This is a genomic window from Kaistia sp. MMO-174 (genome assembly GCF_037147815.1).
Classification (GTDB): domain Bacteria; phylum Pseudomonadota; class Alphaproteobacteria; order Rhizobiales; family Kaistiaceae; genus Kaistia; species Kaistia nematophila.
On record NZ_JBBCUO010000001.1, the window covers coordinates 461,917 to 480,523 of the forward strand.

Here is an 18,607-nt window from a genome sequence, read left to right on the forward strand (position 1 = left end):
CGGCGAACCCGGGGCTTACTTGTTCGGGCAGAAGAGCGAGTAGGCGGTCGTGCCTGCCGGGGCTTCCAGCAGCTTGGCGACCCGCTCGGCCATCGCCGGCACGGCCTTGGCCTGTTCGGCGCTGACCGGGCAGGGCTCGACGCGCGAGGCCGGATTGTCGGCTGCGGCCTTGAGCGGCGGGATCTGGCCGGCGGCGATCGGCGCGATCACGTCGCGGATAGCGTAAACGGCGTAGCCCTCGAGGAAGTAGAACACCGAGCCGGCGAGATGCGGGTTGACGTTGTCGCCGGTGATGAAGGCGCCGTCCTGGCCCCAGCCGATGACCTCGTCGGCGCGGCCGAGCTGCTCGGCGGCGTTGATCAGCGACAGCACGCCGCCGTCATTGAGGCCGACGACCGCCATCTTCTTGGCGTCGGGATGGGCGGCGAGCAGGTCGCGCGCCGCCGGCAGGCCGACGGCCGCGTCGCCCTGGCTTTCGAAGCTGACCCACTTCTCGGCCGGGATGTCCGGGCAGACCTTCTTCAGGCCGGTGCGCATGCCGCCGGTGCGCCACTCGTTGACGATGCCGGCGGCGGCGCCTTCGGCCGAGACGACGAGGTCGGGGTTGCAGGCCCACTTTTCCTTGATGACCTTGCCGAGCTGTTCGCCGCCGGCGATGCCGGCCGCGAGATTGTCGATGCCGACGAAGTACATGCCGGGATCGGCGATGTCATAGGTGACGACCGGGATCTTGGCGGCGTTCATGGCCTGGCTGATCGCCGGGTTGGAAGCCGGCTGGCCGTTGAACTGGATCATCGCGTTGACGCCCTCCTGCGCGAAGATCTTGGCGTTCTTCAGCGCGACGGCGGGGTCGTTGTTGTTGGAGAGCTCGATGTAGTCCCAGCCGTTCTTTTCGGCGAGGGCGCGGGCGACGTCGCCCTGGGCCTTCATCCAGTCGCAGCAGGTATTGCCGCCGACGGCCATGCCGAGCTTGAACTTCTCGGCGGCGTTGGCGCCCCAGGCGACACCGAAGGCGAGCGGAACGGCGAGCGCCATCGTTGCGATGGCGCGTTTCGAAATGCGCAACATGCTTCCTCCCTAAGGAAATGCTCAGTCTGGATGGTCCGCCATGGGCCGGTTGATCCGGTCTCAGGCGGGGATGGCGAGCTTCGCGGCCTCCGGTTCGGCGTCGCCGGGGATCGCCCCGGTGATGAGGCCGACGATTTCGGAAACCTGCGTGTCCCGGACCTTGCGCGTGGCGATCGAACGGCCGAGCCGCATCACGGTGATGCGGTCGGCAACGCTCATCAGCTGCTGCATGTTGTGGCTGACGACGATGACGCTGACGTCGTGGTTGCGCAGGTCGCGGATGACATCGAGGACCTGGCCGGTCTCGCGCACACCGAGCGCCGCGGTCGGCTCGTCCAGGATGACGATGCGCCGGCCCCAGAGCAGGGCCCGCGCGATGGCGAGGCATTGGCGCTGGCCGCCGGACATGCCCTTCACGCTGACGTCGATCGACGGGATCTTCACCGCCAGCATGTCGAGGACCTCGCGGGCCCGGCTGCGCATCTTGCGATCGTCGACAAGATTGAACAGTCGCGCCAGCGGATTGGACGAGAGTTCCTCGCGTCCGAGATAGACGTTCTGGAACGCGCTCATCGTATCGACGAGCGCCAGGTCCTGGTAGACCGTCTCGATTCCGGCATCCATGGCATCCTGCGCCCGCTTCAACTGCACGGGACGGCCATCGGCGAAGATTTCGCCGCTCGATGCGCTGATGACGCCGGAAAGGATCTTCAGGAACGTCGACTTGCCGGCGCCATTGTCGCCGACGAGCCCGAGGACTTCGCCGCGCCCGAGCGTCAGCGACGCGTCGGCCAGGGCGATGACGGCGCCGAAATGGCGCGTGATGTGCCGCGCCTCAAGCACAGGCGTGGTGGATATTTCCGACATTCAAGTACGCCTCCATGCTGTTCCAATATTGGAACGGCCGTACCAGATAATGAACGGTACGAAGCCGACGAATGCTTGTCAACGCGGTTTCGAAGATCGTCGTGATCTTCGTTCCGCCTTATGGCTTCGTGATTTTGACTTGGCGGTGCAGCGAATTGCCGTGCTGCAATGCAGAAAGACGCGCCGAAAGACGCGGTTCGGCTGGCTTTTCGAAGAGGCGGGTCCAGCACGTCGGGCAGCGGTGGCGGCAGGCCGCCGCCGCCATGTCCGGGGTCAGAAGGCGACGGCCTGACCGTCCTTGCGCGGGTCGGAGCCGGCGACATAGCCGGCGCCATCCGGCAGGCGTTCGATGATCTGCGCGCCGCCAAAGGCGAAGACGGCGTCCGGCGGCTCGATGACGATGTCGTGGCCGCGCGCCCGGAGCGCTTCGGCCAGGGCCGGCGGGAAGCTGGTTTCGACCGCGACCTTGTTGCCGCCGATGACGCGCCAGCGCGGCGCATCGGCCGCCGCCTGCGGGTTCTGGCCATAGGCGAGCCGGCGCAGCATCATCTGCGCATGCCCCTGCGCCTGCATCGGGCCGCCCATGACGCCGAAGGCGGAGAGCGGGGTGCCGTCCGCCTGCATGGCGAAGCCGGGGATGATGGTGTGGAACGGCCGCTTTCCGGGCGCGACCTCGTTGACATGGCCGGGCGCCAGCGTGAAGCCGGCGCCGCGGTTCTGCAGGCTGATGCCGGTGCCGGGCACGACGACGCCGGAGCCGAAGCCCATGAAATTCGACTGGATGAACGACACCATCATGCCGTTCGCATCCGCGGCGGCGAGGTAGACCGTGCCGCCCGGCTTCGGCGCGCCATAGGCGGGGAGGCCGGCCCTGCGCCGGTCGACCAGGCTCGCCCGCCCGGCCAGGTAATCCGGCGCCAGCAGCGCGGTCGGATCGAACGCCATGTGGCTGGTCTCGGCGACATGCTGGTCGGCATCGGCGAGCGCCAGCTTGGTCGCTTCGATGGCGAGATGCACCGTCTCGACATCGTCGACCGGATCGGCGCCGATGCCGAGATTTCCAAGAATGCCGAGGGTGATCAGGGTGACGATGCCCTGGCCGTTCGGCGGGATCTCGTGCACGGTTCCGCCGGCGAATTGCTGCGACAGCGTGCCGACCCAGTCGGCCTCGTGCGAGCCAAGATCGTCGAGTGACAGAACCGCGCCATGCCGGGCGGCGTCGGCGGCGATCTTTTCGGCAATCGCGCCGCGATAGAAGCTCTCGCCTTCGGTTTCGACGATCGCTTCGAGCGTCATTGCCAGAGCCGGATTGCGGAAGCGCTCGCCGGCCCGGGGCGCGCGGCCTTCCGGCAGGAAGGCGTCGGCGAAGCCCGGCTGCTCGCCGAGCAGCCTGCCGCCCATCTGCCAGAGGCGGGCGATGATCGGCGAGACGGGGAAACCGTCGCGGGCATAGCGGATGGCCGGCGCGGCCAGCGTCGCGAGCGGCAGGCTGCCGAAGCGGCGCCAGAGCGCGATCCAGCCGGATACGGCGCCCGGCACGGTGACGCTGTCCCAGCCGCGCGCCGGCATGGCGCCGCTTCCGGCGAAACGCGCCGGCGTCCAGGCGGCGGGCGCCCGGCCGGAGGCGTTCAGCCCGTGCAGTTCCTTGCCGTCCCAGAGGATGGCGAAGGCGTCACTGCCGAGGCCGCAGCCGGTCGGCTCGACCACGGTCAGCGTCATGGCGGCGGCAAGCGCCGCGTCGACGGCGTTGCCGCCCTTCGCCAGCATGGCGAGGCCGGCCTGAGCCGCGAGCGGCTGCGAGGTCGAGACGACGTTGTCGCCGAGCACGGGGGAGCGCTGCGACGGGTAGGGCTGTGCGAAATCGACCATCGTCTCTTCTTCTCTTTGCCGGGGAGCCTCGCCCCTGCAATCCGCGTGCCGTCAAAGTTCTAGCCGGTCGGATCGACGATGGCCAAGGGCGGAGGTGGCCAGGGCCGGTTGGCCAGATGGCAACGATGCGGCCCGCCGGGCGTTGGACTTTGTTGAATGAAATCAGGAGGGTTGGATGCCGGACGAGAAGACTGCCCGCAAGGATGCCCCGAACCAGGAAGCGCCGAAGAAGACCGTACCGATGCCGCCGGAAGGCCCGCACGCGCGGCCGGACCTGACCGACTACGACAAGACGCCGGGCACCGGCTCGTTGCCGGATCCCGACACCAAAGGCGTCGATATCGGCCCCGGCTGATGCTGGCGTTTCCCGTTCCCCCGTCATGAGCCGGCAGGCGGGCGGCGTGGTCCTCCGGCCCGCGATCGCATTGATGATAGATGTCGAAAGACATATATCCGCAGGGGATCGATCGGGAGTTCGGATGATGAAGGTTACGAGAGCTCAGGCGGACGAGAACAAGGCCCGCATCATCGACGTCGCCAGCCAGCTCTTCCGCCAGCATGGTTTCGATGGCATCGGCATCGTCGATGTCATGAAGCAGGCCGGCCTGACGCATGGCGGCTTCTACGGCAACTTCAAATCCAAGGAAGATCTCGCCGCCCGCGCCAGCGAGCACGCCTTCGATACGTCGCGCGAGCTCTGGCACAGCTTTGACGGAAGGAAGCCGGACGAAGCGCTCGCCGCGATCATCGGGACCTATGTCTCGGCCAGGCATCGCGACAATCCGCAATCCGGCTGTGCCCTGACGGCGCTGGCGCCCGACGCCGCGCGCCAGAACGACGGCGTCCGGGCCGTCTTCGGCAGGGCCATCCGCTCCTATCTCGCCATGCTTTCGGGGCTGGTGCCCGGCCGCACGGCCGCAGCCCGGCGCAAGCGCGCCCTCGCCACGCTTTCGGAGATGGTCGGCGCCGTGATCCTGGCTCGCGCCGCCGACGATCCCGCCCTTTCCGACGAGATCCTCGAAGCGACCCTCGCGCATCTCCTGCCGGCCAAGGGCCGCCCCGCCGCCTGAGCGGCGGCCTTTCCACGCGCCTCGCCATGCCCGGTCGATCGGTGCCGCCGTTCGATGCGGAGGGCGCGCCCTTGATCTTTTAGATTATGATCATAATTTAAAACGGGTTGGAATTCCTCTCACACTCGGAAACGATCATGGGACTGTTGGAAGGCAAGGTAGTGCTGGTGACCGGCGGCACGTCGGGAATCGGCGAGGCGAGCGCCAGGCTGTTCGCCAGGGAAGGCGCCAGGGTTGCGCTGACCGGCCGGCGGGCCGCCGAGGGAAATGCGGTCGTGTCGGCGATCGAGGCGGAAGGCGGCAGCGCCTTGTTCGTGCAGGCCGACCTGGCCGAGGTCGACGGGATTCCGGCGATCGTCGAGCAGGTCGTCGCCCGCTTCGGCCGGCTGGACGGCGCCTTCAACAATGCCGGCGTTGCCGGCGGCGGCCCGATCACCGAGATCGACGAGGCCGAATGGGACCGGATGATCGACACCAACCTGAAGGCGGCGTTCTTCTCGCTGAAGGCGGAGGCCGCGCAGATGAAGAAGCAGGGCGGCGGCGGCTCGATCGTCTTCAACGGCTCGGTGCTGGCCAACATCGCCGCGCCGGGCACGAATATCTACAGCGCCAGCAAGGGCGGCGTGGTGTCTTTGGCGCGCGCCGCGGCGGTGGAGCTCGGGCCGCTCGGCATCCGCGTCAATTCGGTCAATCCGTCGATCACCCGCACGCCGATGACGTCGAGCCTGATCGTCGCCGGCGCCGACGGCGTCGATACCCACCCCTATGCGGCCGGCAATCCGCTCCGCCGGCTGGCGGAGCCGGAGGAGATCGCCAAGGCGGCGCTCTTCATGCTGTCCGATCTCGCTTCCTACGTGAACGGGCAGGCGCTGGTCGTCGACGGCGGCCAGAGCGCCAGCTGACCGCGCCGGTGGTTTTCGCAGCCGGCCAAGCCCCCCAGGGCCGGCTGCGAGGGTTCGCGCCAGAGGCGGTCGAACCGAAGGACCGAAGGGCCGGCCGGACTTATTCCGGCTTGACCCAGGTCGCGCCCGTCAGCACGCCGCCGTCGACGACGATCGCCTGGCCGGTGATGTAGGACGAGGCCGGCGAGGCGAGCAGCAGCGTCGCGCCGATCAGCTCTTCCGGATTGGCGAGCCGGCCGGTCGGGATGAAGCGGCGGAACCACTCCGAGCGGTATTCGTCGTCCCAGAGCGGGCGGGTGAATTCCGTCTTCACGAAGCCGGGCTCGATGGCGTTGACCTGGATGTTGTCGCCGACCCATTCGCGCGCCATCGCCTTGGTCAACTGGCTGACGCCGGCCTTGGAGGCGGCATAGACCGAGATGGTGTTGAAGGCGTGCTTGGCGCTCAAGGACGAGATGTTGACGATCTTGCCGCCGCCCTGCGCCACCATGTGCGGCTGCGCCGCCTGCGACAGGAAATAGATGCTGCGCAGGTTGACGTCGATGATGGCGTCGAAGTCCTCCGGCGTCACCTCGAGGATCGGCTTGCGGCGGTTGGTGCCAGCGCTGTTCAGCAGGATGTCGAGGCGGCCGAGGGCGGCCTGCGCGTCGTCGACCAGCGAGCGGCAGGCCTTGGCGTCGGTGAGGTCGGCCTTGAAGGTCAGGACCTTGCCGCCGGCCTCTTCGATGAAAGCCTTGGCCGAGGCGAGGCGGTCATCGTCGAAATCGTGAATGGCGATGGTGGCGCCGCTTTCGGCCAGCGCCCGGGCCAGCACGCGGCCGATGGCGCCGCCGGCGCCGGTGACGAGCGCCGTCTTGCCTTCCAGCGAAAAGAGTTTCTCGGTGATACGAGCCATTTCATTGCTCCAGCAGGATGCTTTGGGTTCCGGGCGGCGGGTCGGCCGGCCGGCTGAGAACGGGGATTCAGGTCGGGTAAGGGGCGTCAGAGCTCGACGGGGCGCGCCGGATCGAGGATCCACTCGCTCCACGAGCCGATGTAGTGCTTGGCGTCGCCGAGCTCGGCATGGGCCAGCGCCACCAGGTTCTGCGCCGCCGTGACGCCGGAGCCGCAATAGAAGATCGTCTGCGAGGAGGGCACGTCGCCGAGCAGGCCGAGATAATGGGCGCGCAGTTCCTCGGGCGTACGGAAATGGCCGTTGGCGTCGAGCGTGTCGGCGCGGTTGGCGAGCCGGGCGCCGGGAATGTGACCACGGACGGGGTCGTGATAGACGCCGCCCCCATGGAAGCCTTCCTTGGAGCGGGAATCGAACACGGCCCAGGCGGGATCGAGGCGCACGCGGTCGACGTCTTCCAGCGAGGCGAAGAGTTGCGGCCGTTCGTTGAGCGGGAATTCGGCCGGCTGGCGCTGCACGGCATCCGACGAGACGGGGCGACCTTCCTTGGTCCACGAGGTCCAGCCGCCATCGAGCACGGCGACCGCGTCATGCCCGGCCCAGCGCAGCATCCACCAGACCCGCGACGCCGCCATCAGTCCGCCGCTGGCGTCATAGACGACGACCTGCGTGTCGGCGCCGACGCCCCAGGCGGACAGCGTCTTCGCGAAGGTGGCGATATCGGGCAGCGGTCGGCGGCCGGTCTTGCCGGGGATGATCGGTCCGGAGAGGTCGGTGCCGAGGTCGGCGTAGATCGCGCCGGGGATGTGGGCGCGCTCATATTCGTTGCGGCCCCACTGCTCGTCGTCGAGCGTGAATCGGGCGTCGATGACGAGCCAGTTCGGGTCGTCGAGGTGCTCCGCCAACGTCTGGGCGGGAAGGATGGTGGTAAAGGCCATGATCGTTCCTCTGTGGGTCGGCGCCGTAGCTAGGCAATCTCGGGCAGGGCGGCTGCCGGGATCGGGATGTCGTCGCCGAGCAGGGCTTCGGCGCGGAGTTCGAGCCAGAAATCAGCCGGGATCGGATGGCGGAAATGCCGGAGGTTCTGCTCGATCTCGCCGACGCGCGACGGGCCGTTCAGCACGCTCGCGACCGCGTCGAAGCCGAGCGGGAACTGCAGCGCGGCGGCGGCCAGCGGCACGCCATGGCGCGCCGCCACCGCTTCCAGCCGGCGCACGCGCTCGAGGACGGCCGCCGGCACGGCGCCATATTCGTAGCGGCCGGCGCCCGAGGTGCCCGTCGCCAGGATGCCGGAATTGAACGCGCCGCCGATGACGATGCCGGCGCCCTCGCGCTCGGCACGCAGCAACTCGTCGGCGAAGATCGTCTGTTCCAGCAGTGTGTAGCGCGAGGCGACGAGGAAGGCGTCCAGCGGGTAACGGTCGAGGAAGCGGTCGATCATGCCGCGTTCGTTGATGCCGGCGCCGATGGCGCCGATCTCGCCGGCTGATTTCAGCTCTTCCAGCGCTCGGAATCCGCCGGTCTCCAGTTCGCGCAGCCGCGCCAGAAGGTCGGCCTCGTCGGGGAAATAGCCGCTGTCGAGATCGTGGATGTAGAGGATCTCGACCTTGTTGATCCCGAGCCGCTGCAGGCTGTCTTCATAGGAGCGCAGGATGCCGTCATAGGAGTAATCGTGCACATGCTCGAAGGCGAGGCCGCCCTTCCATTTCGAGCCGTCGAAACGGGCGCGGTCGCGCGGGCGGAACAGCCGGCGCCCGACCTTGGTCGAGAGCACGAATGCCTCGCGCGGCCGGCGGTAGAGCGCGCGGCCGGTGCGGTGCTCGCCCTGGCCGAGACCGTACCAGGGCGCGGTGTCATAGAGCCGGACGCCGCCATCCCAGGCGGCCTCCAGCGTGGCGCTGGCTTCCGCCTCCGGGATCGCCTCGAAGAGATCGCCGAGCGGGCACGTGCCGACGCCGAAGACGGGAAGCTGGAGATCGGTCCTGCCGAGCCGGCGGGTCGGGAACAGGGTCATGCGGGGTCTCCCACAAGTCGGTCGGGATGGATGAGCCTGCCGCTGGCGGCGGAGAGATACGCCGCTTCGAGCAGGGCATAGGTGGCGAGGCTGTCGCGGCCGGACGTTGCCGGCTCGGTGCCCTGGCGCAGGCTGTCGATGAAGTGGCGCTGGGTGTGGACGACGCTGTCCTGGATCTGCGTCCAGGGGGCGCTGGTCCAGGCGCGGCCGTCCTGCGGCACGGTGATCTGTCGCGTGCCGCTCTTGCCATGCACGGTCAGCACCTGGTCTGCGCCGATCACCAGCGTGCCATCGGTCCCCTCGATCTCGCCCAGCGTCTGCGGGAACGGATCGGGATCGCGCCTGGTGGCGTAGCTGAAGTCGAGGATCGACGTCGCGCCCTGCGCATGGCTGAGCAGGATGGTCGCGGCATCCTCGCCCGCGATGCCTTCCCTGATCTGCTGCGTGCGGCAGAAGACGCCATTCGCCTCGCCGAACAGGAAGCGGGCGAGGTCGAGCAGGTGGATGCCGACATCCATGATCATGAAGCGTTTGACGTGCACCAGATAGGGCTGGTTCGAATAGACGTCGATGCCGGTGCGCCAGGAGAGGCGGCCGAAGGTCAGCCGGCCGAGCTCGCCGCTGTCGAGGATACCCCGCACCGTCCGGAACACGTTCTGGAAGCGGAAATCCTCATGGATCATCAGCGGCACGTTGGCCGCGTCGGCGGCGGCGACGATCCGCCGGCAGCCGTCGAGATCGGGCGCGAACGGCTTCTGCAGGATCACCGGCACGCCATGGGCGAAGGCAAGCGCCGTCAGCGCCTCATGCGTCTCCATCGTCGTCGGGATGTCGACGAAGTCGAGCGCCTCGGTGGCAAACAGGGCTTCGGCGCTGGTGTAGACGCGGGCGATGCCGAACCTTTCCGCAGCAAGCCTGGCCTTGGCTTCATCGAGATCGCAGACGGCGACGATCTCGACGTCGTCAAGGTCGGCCCAGCCATGCAGGTGGTTCTTGGCAAAGAAACCGCAGCCGATGACCGCGCCCTTCAAGCGTGCGGTCATGCGGCCGCTCCCGTTTCGGAGAGGGTCGCGACCGCATAGGCGTCGAGCGTCAAAGTCCCCTCGGCGGGCAGGCTGACGGTCGCTTCGCGGAACGCGGACGGGTTGAGGGCGGCGGCCTCGAAGCTTTCGGCATCGAGCCGGCGGAGCGTCGCGGCGCCGAGGCCGGTGAGGTGGAGCGCCACGGGCCGATCGGAGAGATTGGCAAGGACGACATGACGCCGCCCGTTCGCGATCCAGCCGAGCGCCCCGATGGCGGGATTCGCGATGTCGATCGCGAGCCGGGGCTTGCCGGAAGCGTCTACGAGATCGGCCGCGACATGGAACAGCGGATAGGCGCTGCCTTCGGCGACGTCGTCCCACCACGGCCGGGCATAGGCCTGCGGCGTCGAGACGAGCCCGAACGGGCCGACCGGCGCGCCGAGGACGAGCGCATCGATGCCGAAGGGCGCGATCGTTGCGGCATAGCCGACATGCCAGGCGGCGCCGAGCAGCGCGCGCTGGCGCGGATCGGCGGCGGCGAGGCCGACGCGGCCATTGTCGGGATTGGGCGCCGGTCCCGGCCCATAGGGGTTGAGCCGCGCGCCGATGCCGATCGGGCCGATGTGATGCGGCGCGCTGCCTGCGATCGCCCGTGCCGAGCGCAGGATATGCGGCAGCGATTGCAGCGTTTCGATCACAGAGAGATCGTCGGCGGCGTGCACCGTCGGCGCGGTGGCGTGGGTGATGAAATCGAAGCTGCCGGCCGGCGGCCGCTTGCGGTTCAGCTCGGTGAAGAAGGCCGGCGAGCCGCTGCCGGCCGGGATGCCGGGGAAGCTTTCGCGGAGCGCGGCATGGATGGCCGCCTCGGCGGGGGCAGGCGGACGCGCCTCGCCCGGCTGGAACGACGCCTCGTCGACCTTGGGGAAGGCGGCGACCGAAAGCGGCGCGATTCCGGCATCGGCGAGCAGCCGCGCCGCCTCGGCGATTTCCGGGCGGGGATCGGCCGGGGCGGCGAGCAGAAGCTCGAAGGCGATGGCGAGGCCGGTGCGGCGCGAGAGTTCCGCCGCCGCGCCGATGTCTTCCGGCGTGTCGCCGGCCGAGGGATCGTAGCGGAGCAGAAGATGCGCGCCGACAAGCGTTGAAAGCTGCGGCGCCACCGCCAGCGCCGCATCGGCGAGCGCGGCCGGCAGGCCGATGCCGATGCGGGGCAGGCGGACATCCGTCGCCTTGCCGATCGTGACGGTCGTGGGGTCGCTCGCGCCCGAGGCGGCAGCCGCCGGCTGTTTCCGCTCGAGGTCGTCCCGGACCGTGACGGTCACCGATTGCCGCGTCGGCGTGCCGGCTTCGAGCCGGTAGGGATAGGGCAGGCCGATCGGCCTGCTATAGGTCTTGAACGAGGCGTCGGACCAGTTGCGGTGGTCCTCCATCTCGAACACGTCGCCCTCGAAGCGGACCGCGACCGTGAGGCCGGGCTCGGGCGAATGGGTGATGGCGCGGATGTCGAACAGCGGCTGGCCGGGGCTTATCGCCTCCGGCATGACGAAGGCTTTGGTGCCGCCTGAGGCATGCTCGACCGCGAGCTCCCGGCCGACGACGCCATCGAGGGGATGCAGCACGACGAAGCCGGTGCGGTTGGTCTCGAAATCCGTCTCCGGCAGGATCGTCGCGGTGGCGTCGAGCGTGCCGACTGCGGTGCCGGTGAAGCGGATCCGGGCCGAGACGATCGCCGCGCCATTGCGGTAGCGCGCCGTGTAGCCGACCGAGAACTGGGCCGTGTCCTCGGCGATTTCCAGTTCGCTGATCTCGGCATCCGGCGTTCCCCAGCCCGGCGTGCGGACGAGGAAGGAGAGGCCGCGCAGGATCTCCCGGCCATGCCAGCGGACCCAGCGCAGCGCGCCGCGATCATAGCTGGCCGACAGCGCGCCGGCGGCGAGATTGCGGACCGGCGGCTCGAGGCTCGCCGTGCCGGTAAGGAAGAGGGGACGGCTCATCGCTTGTACTTCTTGATGAAGATGTCGAAGGTCACCGCGCCGACGATGATCGCGCCGATCAGCAATTGCTGCACATAGGGCGACACGTTGAGGATCACGAGACCGTTCAGCAGCACGCCGATCAGCAGTGTGCCGATCACCGTTCCGGCGATGCTGCCGGTGCCGCCATAGAGGCTGGTGCCGCCGATCACGACGGCGGCGATGACATTGAGCTCGTACTGGTTGCCGGCGACCGCCTCCGCCGAATTGAGCCGCGAGGCGAGCAGGAAGCCGCCGAGCCCGGCGCAGAGCCCGGTCAGCGCATAGACGCTGACCAGCGTGCGGTTGACGTTGAGGTCGCAGAGCCGCGCCGCCTCCGGGTTGGAGCCGATGGCGTAGACCGAGCGGCCATAGCGGGTCGAATGCAGCACGAAGCCGGCGATCACAACGACGACGAGGAAGACGATGACCGGCACCGGCACGGCGCCGACCATGCCGCGTCCCCACCAGCCGAAGCTTTCGTCGAAGCCGCTGATCGGGCCGCCATTGCCGATGATCAGCGCTAGGCCGCGGAAGATGGTCATGCCGCCCAGCGTCACGACGAAGGCGGGCACGCTGAGCCTCGCGACGAAGACGCCCTGCAGCGCGCCGGCGACGCCGCCGACGACGATCGCGGCGAGCGCCGCCCAATACCAGGCGAAGGGCGCGCCGCCGGCGGTCAGCTCCAGCCGGCCGGGAATGCCGCCCTTGGCGACGACGGCGGCGACGAGGCCGGTCAGCGCGATCAGCGCGCCGATCGAGAGGTCGATGCCGCGCGTCAGGATGACGAAGGTCATGCCGACGGCGACGATGCCGAAGATCGAGACCTGGCGCAGGATGTTGAACAGGTTCAGCGACGACAGGAAGCGCGGCGCCAGGAAGGTGAAAAGCGCCATCAGCAGCAGCAGGAAGATCAGCGGCGCGAAGCGGGCGAGAAGCGCAAGCGCATTCGTCGACCGCGGGCGGGCGAGGGAGGGCGAGGGGGCCACGGAGGGCGACGGAACGAGGGACATGGTTTCAACCGGGTTGGGATCAGGCTGCCGCCTTGGGGAGCGTCATCAGCCGCATCAGGCTTTCCTCGTCGGCATCGCGGCCGGCGAGTTCGCCGGTCAGGCGGCCGGCCCGCAGCGTCAGGATGCGGTCGCTGAGCGCCAGCACTTCCGGCAGGTCGGAGGAGATCAGCAGGATGGCGACGCCATCGGCGGCGAGTTCGCGCAGCAGGCGGTGCAGGTCGGCCTTGGCGCCGATGTCGACGCCGCGCGTCGGCTCGTCGACGATCAAGAGGCGCGGCTTCAGCTCCAGCCAGCGGGCGAGCACGACCTTCTGCTGGTTGCCGCCGGAAAGCGTGGCGATCGGCGCGTCGGCGCCGGCCGAGCGCAGCTTCAGCCGATCGCGAAAATGCTGGAACGCGCCTTTCTCGGCCTTGCGGCGCAGGATGCCGAACGGGCCGGCGGGCACGCCGCCCGCGGCTGCGAAATTCTCGCTGACGGCAAGGGTCGGGAACAGCGACTGCTGCTTGCGGTCCTCGGGCACGAGGGCGACGCCGGCGGCGATCGCGTCTCCCGGACCCTTGGGGCGATAGGCCTCGCCGTTCAGTCGGATCGAGCCGCCGCCGATCGGATCGGCGCCGAAGATCATGCGCGCGATCTCGGTGCGGCCGGCGCCGACCAGCCCGGCCAGGCCGACGATCTCGCCGGCGCGGACGGAGAAGCTGACGCCCTCGACCGAAGCCGAACGGGCGGAGCGCGGCCGGCTTTTCAGCCCCTCGACCTCGAGCACCACGGCGCCGGGCTTCGAGCCTGCGTGATGGCGGTCTTCCTCGAGCAGTTCGCGGCCGACCATCCAGCGGACGAGATCGTCGATCGTCGCGTCGGCGATGTCACCGCTCGCGACGACGACGCCGTCGCGCAGCACGGTGAAGCTGTCGGCGAGTTCCTTTACCTCTTCCAGCCGGTGGCTGACGAAGAGGATGGCGACGCCTTCGGCGGTGAGCGCGCGGACGACCGCCTTCAGGCGATCCACTTCGCGCGGCGTCAACGATGCCGTCGGTTCGTCCATGATGATCAGGCGGGACTTCAGCGTGAGCGCGCGGCCGACCTCGACCAGCTGCTGCTCGGCGATGCTCAGATCCGCGACGCGCCGTCCGGGCGCGATCTCGGCGCCGAGCTGCTGCATCACCTCTGTGGTCTGACGGGCGATGCGGCGCCAGTCGACCAGGCCGAAGCGATTGACGGGCAGGCGACCGGCAAAGATCGTCTCGGCCACGGTCAGGTCGGGAAACAGGCTGAATTCCTGGTGGATCGTCGAGATGCCGCGCTTCTGCGCGTCATTCGGTCCGGTCAGCTCGACCGTCTCGCCGTCGAGCCGGAGCGATCCGCCATCCGGCTTGCGGATGCCGCTCAGGAGGTTGATCAGCGTCGACTTGCCGGCGCCGTTCTCGCCGAGCAGCGCATGAACCTTGCCGGCGGTGAGCGCCAGCGAGACGCGGTCGAGCACCGTCACACCGAAGAAGTGCTTGGAGAGGGTTTCGAGGCTCAGAAACGAAGCCTCGGGTGGCGTGACGCCACCCGAGGAAACCGTCCCGGCATCGCTGCCGATCGCGGTCATTGCGTGATCGTGCCGATGCGTTCGGCGTCGGCGAGGTTGGCCTTGGTGATGGCGACCGGCTCGACGAGGATGTTGGAATTGGCGGGCTTCACGCCTTCGCGGATGAAGTCGACCAGCGTCTTGACCGCGACGCGGCCCTGCTTGCCCGGGAACTGGTCGACGGTGGCGGCGAGCGAGCCGTCGCTGACGGCCTTCAGCGCGTCGGTCGAGCCGTCATAGCCATAGATGGCGATCTTGCCGTTGAGCTTGCGAGCTTCGACCGCCTGGGCGGCGCCGAGCGCGCTGTCGTCATTGGCGGCGACGATGACCTGCGGCAGCTCGGCCTGGCCGGTCAGGATGTTCTCGGTGACCGAGAGGCCCTGGTCGCGGCTGAAGCGGGCGGTCTGCTCCGAAACGAACTTGTATAGGTCGGGCTGCTTGTCGAGGACGTTGTGGACGCCCTGGTTGCGGTCATTGGCGGTCTTGTCGCCGGGGATGCCCTGCAGGTTGATGATCGTCGCGCCCTTCGGGAACTGCGCGGCGATCGCCTCGCCCTGGCGCTCGGCGCCCTTGAGGTTGTCGGCGGCGACATTGGCGAGCACTTCCGGCACGCCATTGACGGGGCGGTCGATGGTCACGACCGGCACGCCGGCGTCGATCGCCGCCTTGACGGCGGGGGCGAGCGCGTCGGCATCGGCCGGGGCGATCGTCCTGGCGGCTCCGTCTGATACTCTTTAATGTATATTGAATTTGTCGTCTTTTTCAGAAGGCAGGAATTTCCGTTGGAATCGGAAGGTTGGAAACGAAATTCCAAAAAGGGATCGATCCCGGGATCGGCAGAAACGGGTGATGGACGGGTCGCGCGGGAGTTGCAGAGGGGCAACCCGGCAAGGGCGCGAGGGCACGCGGGGCCGGCGTCAGGCAAGGCCGGGGGCTGGCGACACATCCGGTGACGCCGGTCGCGCGCGGCGGAGACGGCGAGGCGGGGAGGGCGCCACGTGGCGCCCCCGGGGACTTCACGATGTGGTGCGCCGGAAGGGTGTCAGCGCGGCGACCAGGTGCGGTCGAGCACGTCGAGCCAGTTTTCCGAGGCGATCCGGCGGATCAGCGCGTCGCCATAGCCATGCGCCTGCATCGCCTCGATCAGCCGGGGCAGCAGCGAGACGTCGGCGACGCCCTCCGGCACCACGGCGCCGTCATAGTCCGAGCCGAGCGCCACGCCGGTCTCGCCGAGCCGCTCCAGCATGGCGTCGAGATGGCGGATCATCACGTCGAGGCCGGTCGCCGCGTCCATGTGGCCGTCCGGGCGCAGGAAGGCGGTGGCGTAGTTGAGCCCGACCACGCCGCCGCTGGCGCGGATTGCCTCATACTGCGCATCGGTCAGGTTGCGCGAGACGGGGCAGATTGCATGGACGTTGGAATGGGTCGCGACCAGCGGCGCGTTGCTGGTTTTGGCGACCTCCCAGAAGCCCTTCTCGTTCAGGTGCGAGAGGTCGATCAGGATGCCGAGCCGGTTGCAGGCGCGGACCAGGTCGAAGCCGGCGTGCGTCAGGCCGGGGCCGGTATCGGGCGAACTCGGGAAGCGCATCGGTACGCCATGGCCAAAGATGTTGGGCCGGCTCCACACCGGGCCGATCGAGCGCAGGCCGGCGGCGTGCAGTACGTCGAGCATGACGAGATCGGCGTCGATCGCCTCGGCGCCCTCGATATGCAGGACGGTAGCGAGCGCGCCGCGCGCCATCGCGGCGCGGATGTCGGCGACGCTGCGGCAGACGGCGACGGCGCCTTCCGAGGCGCGTTCGAGGCGGAACAGGATCGACGCCATGGCGAGGGTTGATTTCTGTCCGTCCGAGAGCTCCAGCGCGTCGGGCAGCGGCAGGTCGTAGCCTTCACCCTGCATCAGGTCCATGAAGTTTTCCATGGCGGGCGAGGGCGGGAAGATCGCGAACATACCGCCGGCAAAGCCGCCTTCGCGCGCCCGCGGCAGGTCGAGATGGCCGCCCGCGCCGCCGGTCAGGAAGGACTGGATCGCGGCGTCGTCGCCGCCATTGTTGTAGAGGCGCAGCAGGACGTCGTTGTGCCCGTCGAAGACGGGGATCGGGGCGGTCGTCATGAAAGGGCTTTCGGTAGGCGGGGCGGCGGGAAGGCGGAGGGTGTCAGGCGGGCAGGGCGGGATCGAGGCGCAGGATCTCGTCGAGGGGCTTTCGTTGCGAACGGGGCACCTTGAAGCTGTCGGGCATGTGGCCGAAGCCGATCATGGTGATGACCAACTCGTTGTCGGGAATGCCGACATGCGCCCGCATCGCCGCGTCGACGTCCTTGGTCTCACTCCAGTTCAGCATGCAGGCGCCGAGCCCTTCGGCATGTAGGCCGAGCGCCAGCGTCATGGCGAACATGCCGCCGTCGATCCAGCCCTGGTAGCGCTCGCCGACCGAGCCCCAGTGGCGGATGTCGGTGGTGACGATCAGGATGCCGCCGAGCTGCTCTCCGAAGCCGCGATTGCCGGACTGGAAGCCGAGTACGCTGGCGATCGCCTTGCGTTCGGTGAAGGCGTAGACGCGGCAGGTCTGGCGGTTGCTGCTCGAGGGCGATTGCTGCGCCGCGCGAACGGCCTGCTCGATCAGCGCGGGATCGACCGGCCGGTCCGCATATTGGCGCACGCTGTGGCGCGCTTCCATGAAGCCGAGGAAATCCATCGAGGCGCGCTGGCGGATGCCCTCCGCCGTGACGTCCTCGGTGCCGCCGAGAAGCTCGGCCCGCGCAGAGACGATCGCCTGCCTCAGCGTTTCGACGGCGGCCGGCACGTCGCCGATCTCGGCCCCGGCGGCGCGGTTGAACGCGACATAGGCCTCGAGCGCCCGGATCGCGATCTCGGCGCTGGCGTCGATGCCGTAGTCGGCAATGTAGGAGCGGGTCTCGCCGACCAGCTTGCGGATCTTTTCCAGGCCGAAGGCCGGGCGGGGATTGGCCAGCGACAGGCCATGTTCGACGGTATGGGCCAGCAGGTGGATATGCGCCTTGCGGCTTTCGCGGCTCTTCGGCCCGTGCAGGAAGGATTCCCGCGAATAGCGGCGATAATCATAGAGGAAGTTGCGGACCAGCCAGAGGCTCTGCCGCGCGCGCTCGGCTCGCGCGCCAAGCGGGTTCGTCACCGATAGCCAGCTCATTCACGGCCTCGTCTTGAAACGGAAATAGGGTAGGGCAACCCGTCAGGATTGCCGCGATGCGGGGAGGTTCGACCGCGAGGCGGCCCCTGTCAAACAAGCGCGGACGCTCGAAATCGGCGTCGCGACCGGGGTTTCGGCCCTCGGAAGCCGGCCCATGCCGCCCAAAAGCGCAGCAAAATCAGCGAAACGCGATCCGCATTGCTACCCATACGGATAGGTTTACGAATATTTGTTGCGTAAACCTACCCTCCCAATCACATGCCGGCCTATCTCTCTTCAGCCTTGGTCCCCGGGCCCTGTCGGTGCGAGCCTTTCCGCAACGCAGCAGGAACAGTGAGACCGTCATGAGCGATCTGATCGATGTCCGAGTGTTGTCCCCCATCACCACCAAGGGCTTTCGCAAGCCGGCCGACCTCGCCGCGCTGGGCTATGCCGGCCTGACCGTCAGTCACAGCCAGATCGACAGCGGTCCCGGCTCGATCGAGAGCGAGTTCGAGATCGCGATGTCGGTTCCCGGCACGATCGAGAAGGCGATCGAGGCGGAGAAGGAAGGCGCCCACGCGATCATCATCGACTGCATGGGCGATCCGGGCCTGCGGGCCGTGCGCGAGGTCGTCTCGATTCCCGTCCTCGGCCCGGCCGAGACCGCCATGCACGTCGCCGCCATGCTCGGCCACCGCTTCAGCGTCATCACCGTGCTGCGCCGCCTGCGCGCCCAGTTCGAGAACGAGGCTGCCGTCTACGGCCTCAGCACCAAGATGGCCTCGGTCCGCCATGTCGACATCCCGGTCCTGGAGCTGGAGGACGACCTTCCGCACACCCAGGCTCGCCTCGTCGAGCAGGCGGTGATCGCCGTCGAGCAGGATGGCGCCGAGGCGGTGATCTTCGGCTGCACCGGTCTTCTCGGCTGCGCCGCCGCCGTGCGCCAGGGCCTGCTTGCCAAGGGGATCGACATCCCGGTGGTGGACCCGATCCCGACGGCGGTGTCCGTGGCCGCGGCGCTCGCCCGCGTCGGCCTCAGCCAGAGCAAGCTCACCTACCCGATGCCGCCGAAGAAGGAACTGATCGGCTACGGCTTCACGCTGCCGACCGCGATCGCGGCTGAGTGACGACCGGCGGCGAAACGAAGGAGATGGCACCG

Annotated in this window: 17 protein-coding genes; 4 read left to right on the forward strand and 13 right to left on the reverse strand. The window is 68.5% G+C overall.

Translation table 11 applies throughout. The features are described 5' to 3' along the window. Nucleotides 1-15 precede the first annotated feature (15 nt). The 3 genes from WFK98_RS01975 to WFK98_RS01985 all read right to left on the reverse strand — a co-directional run bounded on the left by WFK98_RS01975 (nucleotide 16) and on the right by WFK98_RS01985 (nucleotide 3,804). Nucleotides 16-1,068 (reverse strand): sugar ABC transporter substrate-binding protein, encoded by a 1,053-nt coding sequence (locus WFK98_RS01975; RefSeq protein ID WP_336799099.1) that lies wholly within the window; start codon nucleotides 1,066-1,068, stop codon nucleotides 16-18. A 60-nt stretch (nucleotides 1,069-1,128) separates the two neighbouring features. Beyond that, a complete protein-coding gene (locus tag WFK98_RS01980) occupies nucleotides 1,129-1,935 on the reverse strand; it encodes an ATP-binding cassette domain-containing protein (RefSeq protein WP_336799100.1) in 807 nt (268 codons plus the stop codon). A gap of 273 nt (nucleotides 1,936-2,208) precedes the next feature. Next, nucleotides 2,209-3,804: a gamma-glutamyltransferase family protein gene (locus WFK98_RS01985; RefSeq protein WP_336799101.1), complete on the reverse strand. Its 1,596-nt coding sequence runs from the start codon at nucleotides 3,802-3,804 to the stop codon at nucleotides 2,209-2,211. A gap of 175 nt (nucleotides 3,805-3,979) precedes the next feature. Here WFK98_RS01985 and WFK98_RS01990 point away from each other — a divergent pair, with 175 nt between their 5' ends. The 3 genes from WFK98_RS01990 to WFK98_RS02000 all read left to right on the forward strand — a co-directional run bounded on the left by WFK98_RS01990 (nucleotide 3,980) and on the right by WFK98_RS02000 (nucleotide 5,776). Continuing rightward, nucleotides 3,980-4,159, forward strand: coding sequence for a hypothetical protein (locus tag WFK98_RS01990; protein WP_336799102.1), 180 nt, complete (start codon nucleotides 3,980-3,982; stop codon nucleotides 4,157-4,159). 127 nt (nucleotides 4,160-4,286) lie between these two features. Next, nucleotides 4,287-4,874 carry a TetR/AcrR family transcriptional regulator gene (locus WFK98_RS01995; protein WP_336799103.1) on the forward strand — a complete coding sequence of 196 codons (588 nt, stop codon included), beginning with the start codon at nucleotides 4,287-4,289 and terminating at the stop codon, nucleotides 4,872-4,874. 137 nt (nucleotides 4,875-5,011) lie between these two features. Next, a complete protein-coding gene (locus WFK98_RS02000; protein WP_336799104.1) occupies nucleotides 5,012-5,776 on the forward strand; it encodes an SDR family NAD(P)-dependent oxidoreductase in 765 nt (254 codons plus the stop codon). 100 nt (nucleotides 5,777-5,876) lie between these two features. Here WFK98_RS02000 and WFK98_RS02005 read toward each other — a convergent pair whose 3' ends face one another. The 10 genes from WFK98_RS02005 to WFK98_RS02050 all read right to left on the reverse strand — a co-directional run bounded on the left by WFK98_RS02005 (nucleotide 5,877) and on the right by WFK98_RS02050 (nucleotide 17,466). Then, a complete protein-coding gene (locus WFK98_RS02005) occupies nucleotides 5,877-6,671 on the reverse strand; it encodes an SDR family NAD(P)-dependent oxidoreductase (RefSeq protein WP_336799105.1) in 795 nt (264 codons plus the stop codon). Between the two features lie 86 nt (nucleotides 6,672-6,757). Further along, nucleotides 6,758-7,606, reverse strand: coding sequence for a sulfurtransferase (locus WFK98_RS02010; RefSeq protein ID WP_336799106.1), 849 nt, complete (start codon nucleotides 7,604-7,606; stop codon nucleotides 6,758-6,760). Nucleotides 7,607-7,635: 29 nt separating this feature from the next. Then, a complete protein-coding gene (locus WFK98_RS02015; RefSeq protein ID WP_336799107.1) occupies nucleotides 7,636-8,682 on the reverse strand; it encodes an aldo/keto reductase in 1,047 nt (348 codons plus the stop codon). Continuing rightward, on the reverse strand, nucleotides 8,679-9,725 hold the full coding sequence (locus WFK98_RS02020; protein WP_336799108.1) for a Gfo/Idh/MocA family protein: 1,047 nt from the start codon (nucleotides 9,723-9,725) through the stop codon (nucleotides 8,679-8,681). Before WFK98_RS02020 ends, WFK98_RS02015 begins: the two co-directional genes overlap by 4 nt. Next, the gene (locus WFK98_RS02025) at nucleotides 9,722-11,695 is read right to left on the reverse strand and encodes a hypothetical protein (protein WP_336799109.1); all 1,974 of its coding nucleotides are present in this window, start codon (nucleotides 11,693-11,695) and stop codon (nucleotides 9,722-9,724) included. The genes WFK98_RS02020 and WFK98_RS02025 overlap by 4 nt, the downstream gene beginning before the upstream one ends. Then, nucleotides 11,692-12,726: an ABC transporter permease gene (locus WFK98_RS02030; protein WP_336799110.1), complete on the reverse strand. Its 1,035-nt coding sequence runs from the start codon at nucleotides 12,724-12,726 to the stop codon at nucleotides 11,692-11,694. Before WFK98_RS02030 ends, WFK98_RS02025 begins: the two co-directional genes overlap by 4 nt. A gap of 19 nt (nucleotides 12,727-12,745) precedes the next feature. Then, nucleotides 12,746-14,320 carry a sugar ABC transporter ATP-binding protein gene (locus WFK98_RS02035; protein WP_336799111.1) on the reverse strand — a complete coding sequence of 525 codons (1,575 nt, stop codon included), beginning with the start codon at nucleotides 14,318-14,320 and terminating at the stop codon, nucleotides 12,746-12,748. After that, on the reverse strand, nucleotides 14,317-15,006 hold the full coding sequence (locus tag WFK98_RS02040; protein ID WP_336799588.1) for a substrate-binding domain-containing protein: 690 nt from the start codon (nucleotides 15,004-15,006) through the stop codon (nucleotides 14,317-14,319). Before WFK98_RS02040 ends, WFK98_RS02035 begins: the two co-directional genes overlap by 4 nt. 335 nt (nucleotides 15,007-15,341) lie before the next feature. Continuing rightward, nucleotides 15,342-16,412 carry a dipeptidase gene (locus WFK98_RS02045; protein ID WP_336799112.1) on the reverse strand — a complete coding sequence of 357 codons (1,071 nt, stop codon included), beginning with the start codon at nucleotides 16,410-16,412 and terminating at the stop codon, nucleotides 15,342-15,344. Between the two features lie 43 nt (nucleotides 16,413-16,455). Beyond that, the gene (locus WFK98_RS02050; protein WP_336799113.1) at nucleotides 16,456-17,466 is read right to left on the reverse strand and encodes a nitroreductase family protein; all 1,011 of its coding nucleotides are present in this window, start codon (nucleotides 17,464-17,466) and stop codon (nucleotides 16,456-16,458) included. A gap of 344 nt (nucleotides 17,467-17,810) precedes the next feature. Between WFK98_RS02050 and WFK98_RS02055 the strand changes: the two genes are divergently transcribed. Further along, nucleotides 17,811-18,575, forward strand: a complete 765-nt coding sequence (locus tag WFK98_RS02055) for an aspartate/glutamate racemase family protein (protein ID WP_336799114.1) — start codon at nucleotides 17,811-17,813, stop codon at nucleotides 18,573-18,575. The last annotated feature ends 32 nt before the right edge of the window (nucleotides 18,576-18,607 follow it).

What these genes read in the sequence shown, in the direction of transcription:
- WFK98_RS01975 (WP_336799099.1), bottom strand. Translation starts at nt 1,068, where the DNA reads ATGTTGCGCATTTCGAAACGCGCCATCGCAACGATGGCGCTCGCCGTT.
- WFK98_RS01980 (WP_336799100.1), bottom strand. Translation starts at nt 1,935, where the DNA reads ATGTCGGAAATATCCACCACGCCTGTGCTTGAGGCGCGGCACATCACG.
- WFK98_RS01985 (WP_336799101.1), bottom strand. Translation starts at nt 3,804, where the DNA reads ATGGTCGATTTCGCACAGCCCTACCCGTCGCAGCGCTCCCCCGTGCTC.
- WFK98_RS01990 (WP_336799102.1), top strand. Translation starts at nt 3,980, where the DNA reads ATGCCGGACGAGAAGACTGCCCGCAAGGATGCCCCGAACCAGGAAGCG.
- WFK98_RS01995 (WP_336799103.1), top strand. Translation starts at nt 4,287, where the DNA reads ATGAAGGTTACGAGAGCTCAGGCGGACGAGAACAAGGCCCGCATCATC.
- WFK98_RS02000 (WP_336799104.1), top strand. Translation starts at nt 5,012, where the DNA reads ATGGGACTGTTGGAAGGCAAGGTAGTGCTGGTGACCGGCGGCACGTCG.
- WFK98_RS02005 (WP_336799105.1), bottom strand. Translation starts at nt 6,671, where the DNA reads ATGGCTCGTATCACCGAGAAACTCTTTTCGCTGGAAGGCAAGACGGCG.
- WFK98_RS02010 (WP_336799106.1), bottom strand. Translation starts at nt 7,606, where the DNA reads ATGGCCTTTACCACCATCCTTCCCGCCCAGACGTTGGCGGAGCACCTC.
- WFK98_RS02015 (WP_336799107.1), bottom strand. Translation starts at nt 8,682, where the DNA reads ATGACCCTGTTCCCGACCCGCCGGCTCGGCAGGACCGATCTCCAGCTT.
- WFK98_RS02020 (WP_336799108.1), bottom strand. Translation starts at nt 9,725, where the DNA reads ATGACCGCACGCTTGAAGGGCGCGGTCATCGGCTGCGGTTTCTTTGCC.
- WFK98_RS02025 (WP_336799109.1), bottom strand. Translation starts at nt 11,695, where the DNA reads ATGAGCCGTCCCCTCTTCCTTACCGGCACGGCGAGCCTCGAGCCGCCG.
- WFK98_RS02030 (WP_336799110.1), bottom strand. Translation starts at nt 12,726, where the DNA reads ATGTCCCTCGTTCCGTCGCCCTCCGTGGCCCCCTCGCCCTCCCTCGCC.
- WFK98_RS02035 (WP_336799111.1), bottom strand. Translation starts at nt 14,320, where the DNA reads ATGACCGCGATCGGCAGCGATGCCGGGACGGTTTCCTCGGGTGGCGTC.
- WFK98_RS02045 (WP_336799112.1), bottom strand. Translation starts at nt 16,412, where the DNA reads ATGACGACCGCCCCGATCCCCGTCTTCGACGGGCACAACGACGTCCTG.
- WFK98_RS02050 (WP_336799113.1), bottom strand. Translation starts at nt 17,466, where the DNA reads ATGAGCTGGCTATCGGTGACGAACCCGCTTGGCGCGCGAGCCGAGCGC.
- WFK98_RS02055 (WP_336799114.1), top strand. Translation starts at nt 17,811, where the DNA reads ATGAGCGATCTGATCGATGTCCGAGTGTTGTCCCCCATCACCACCAAG.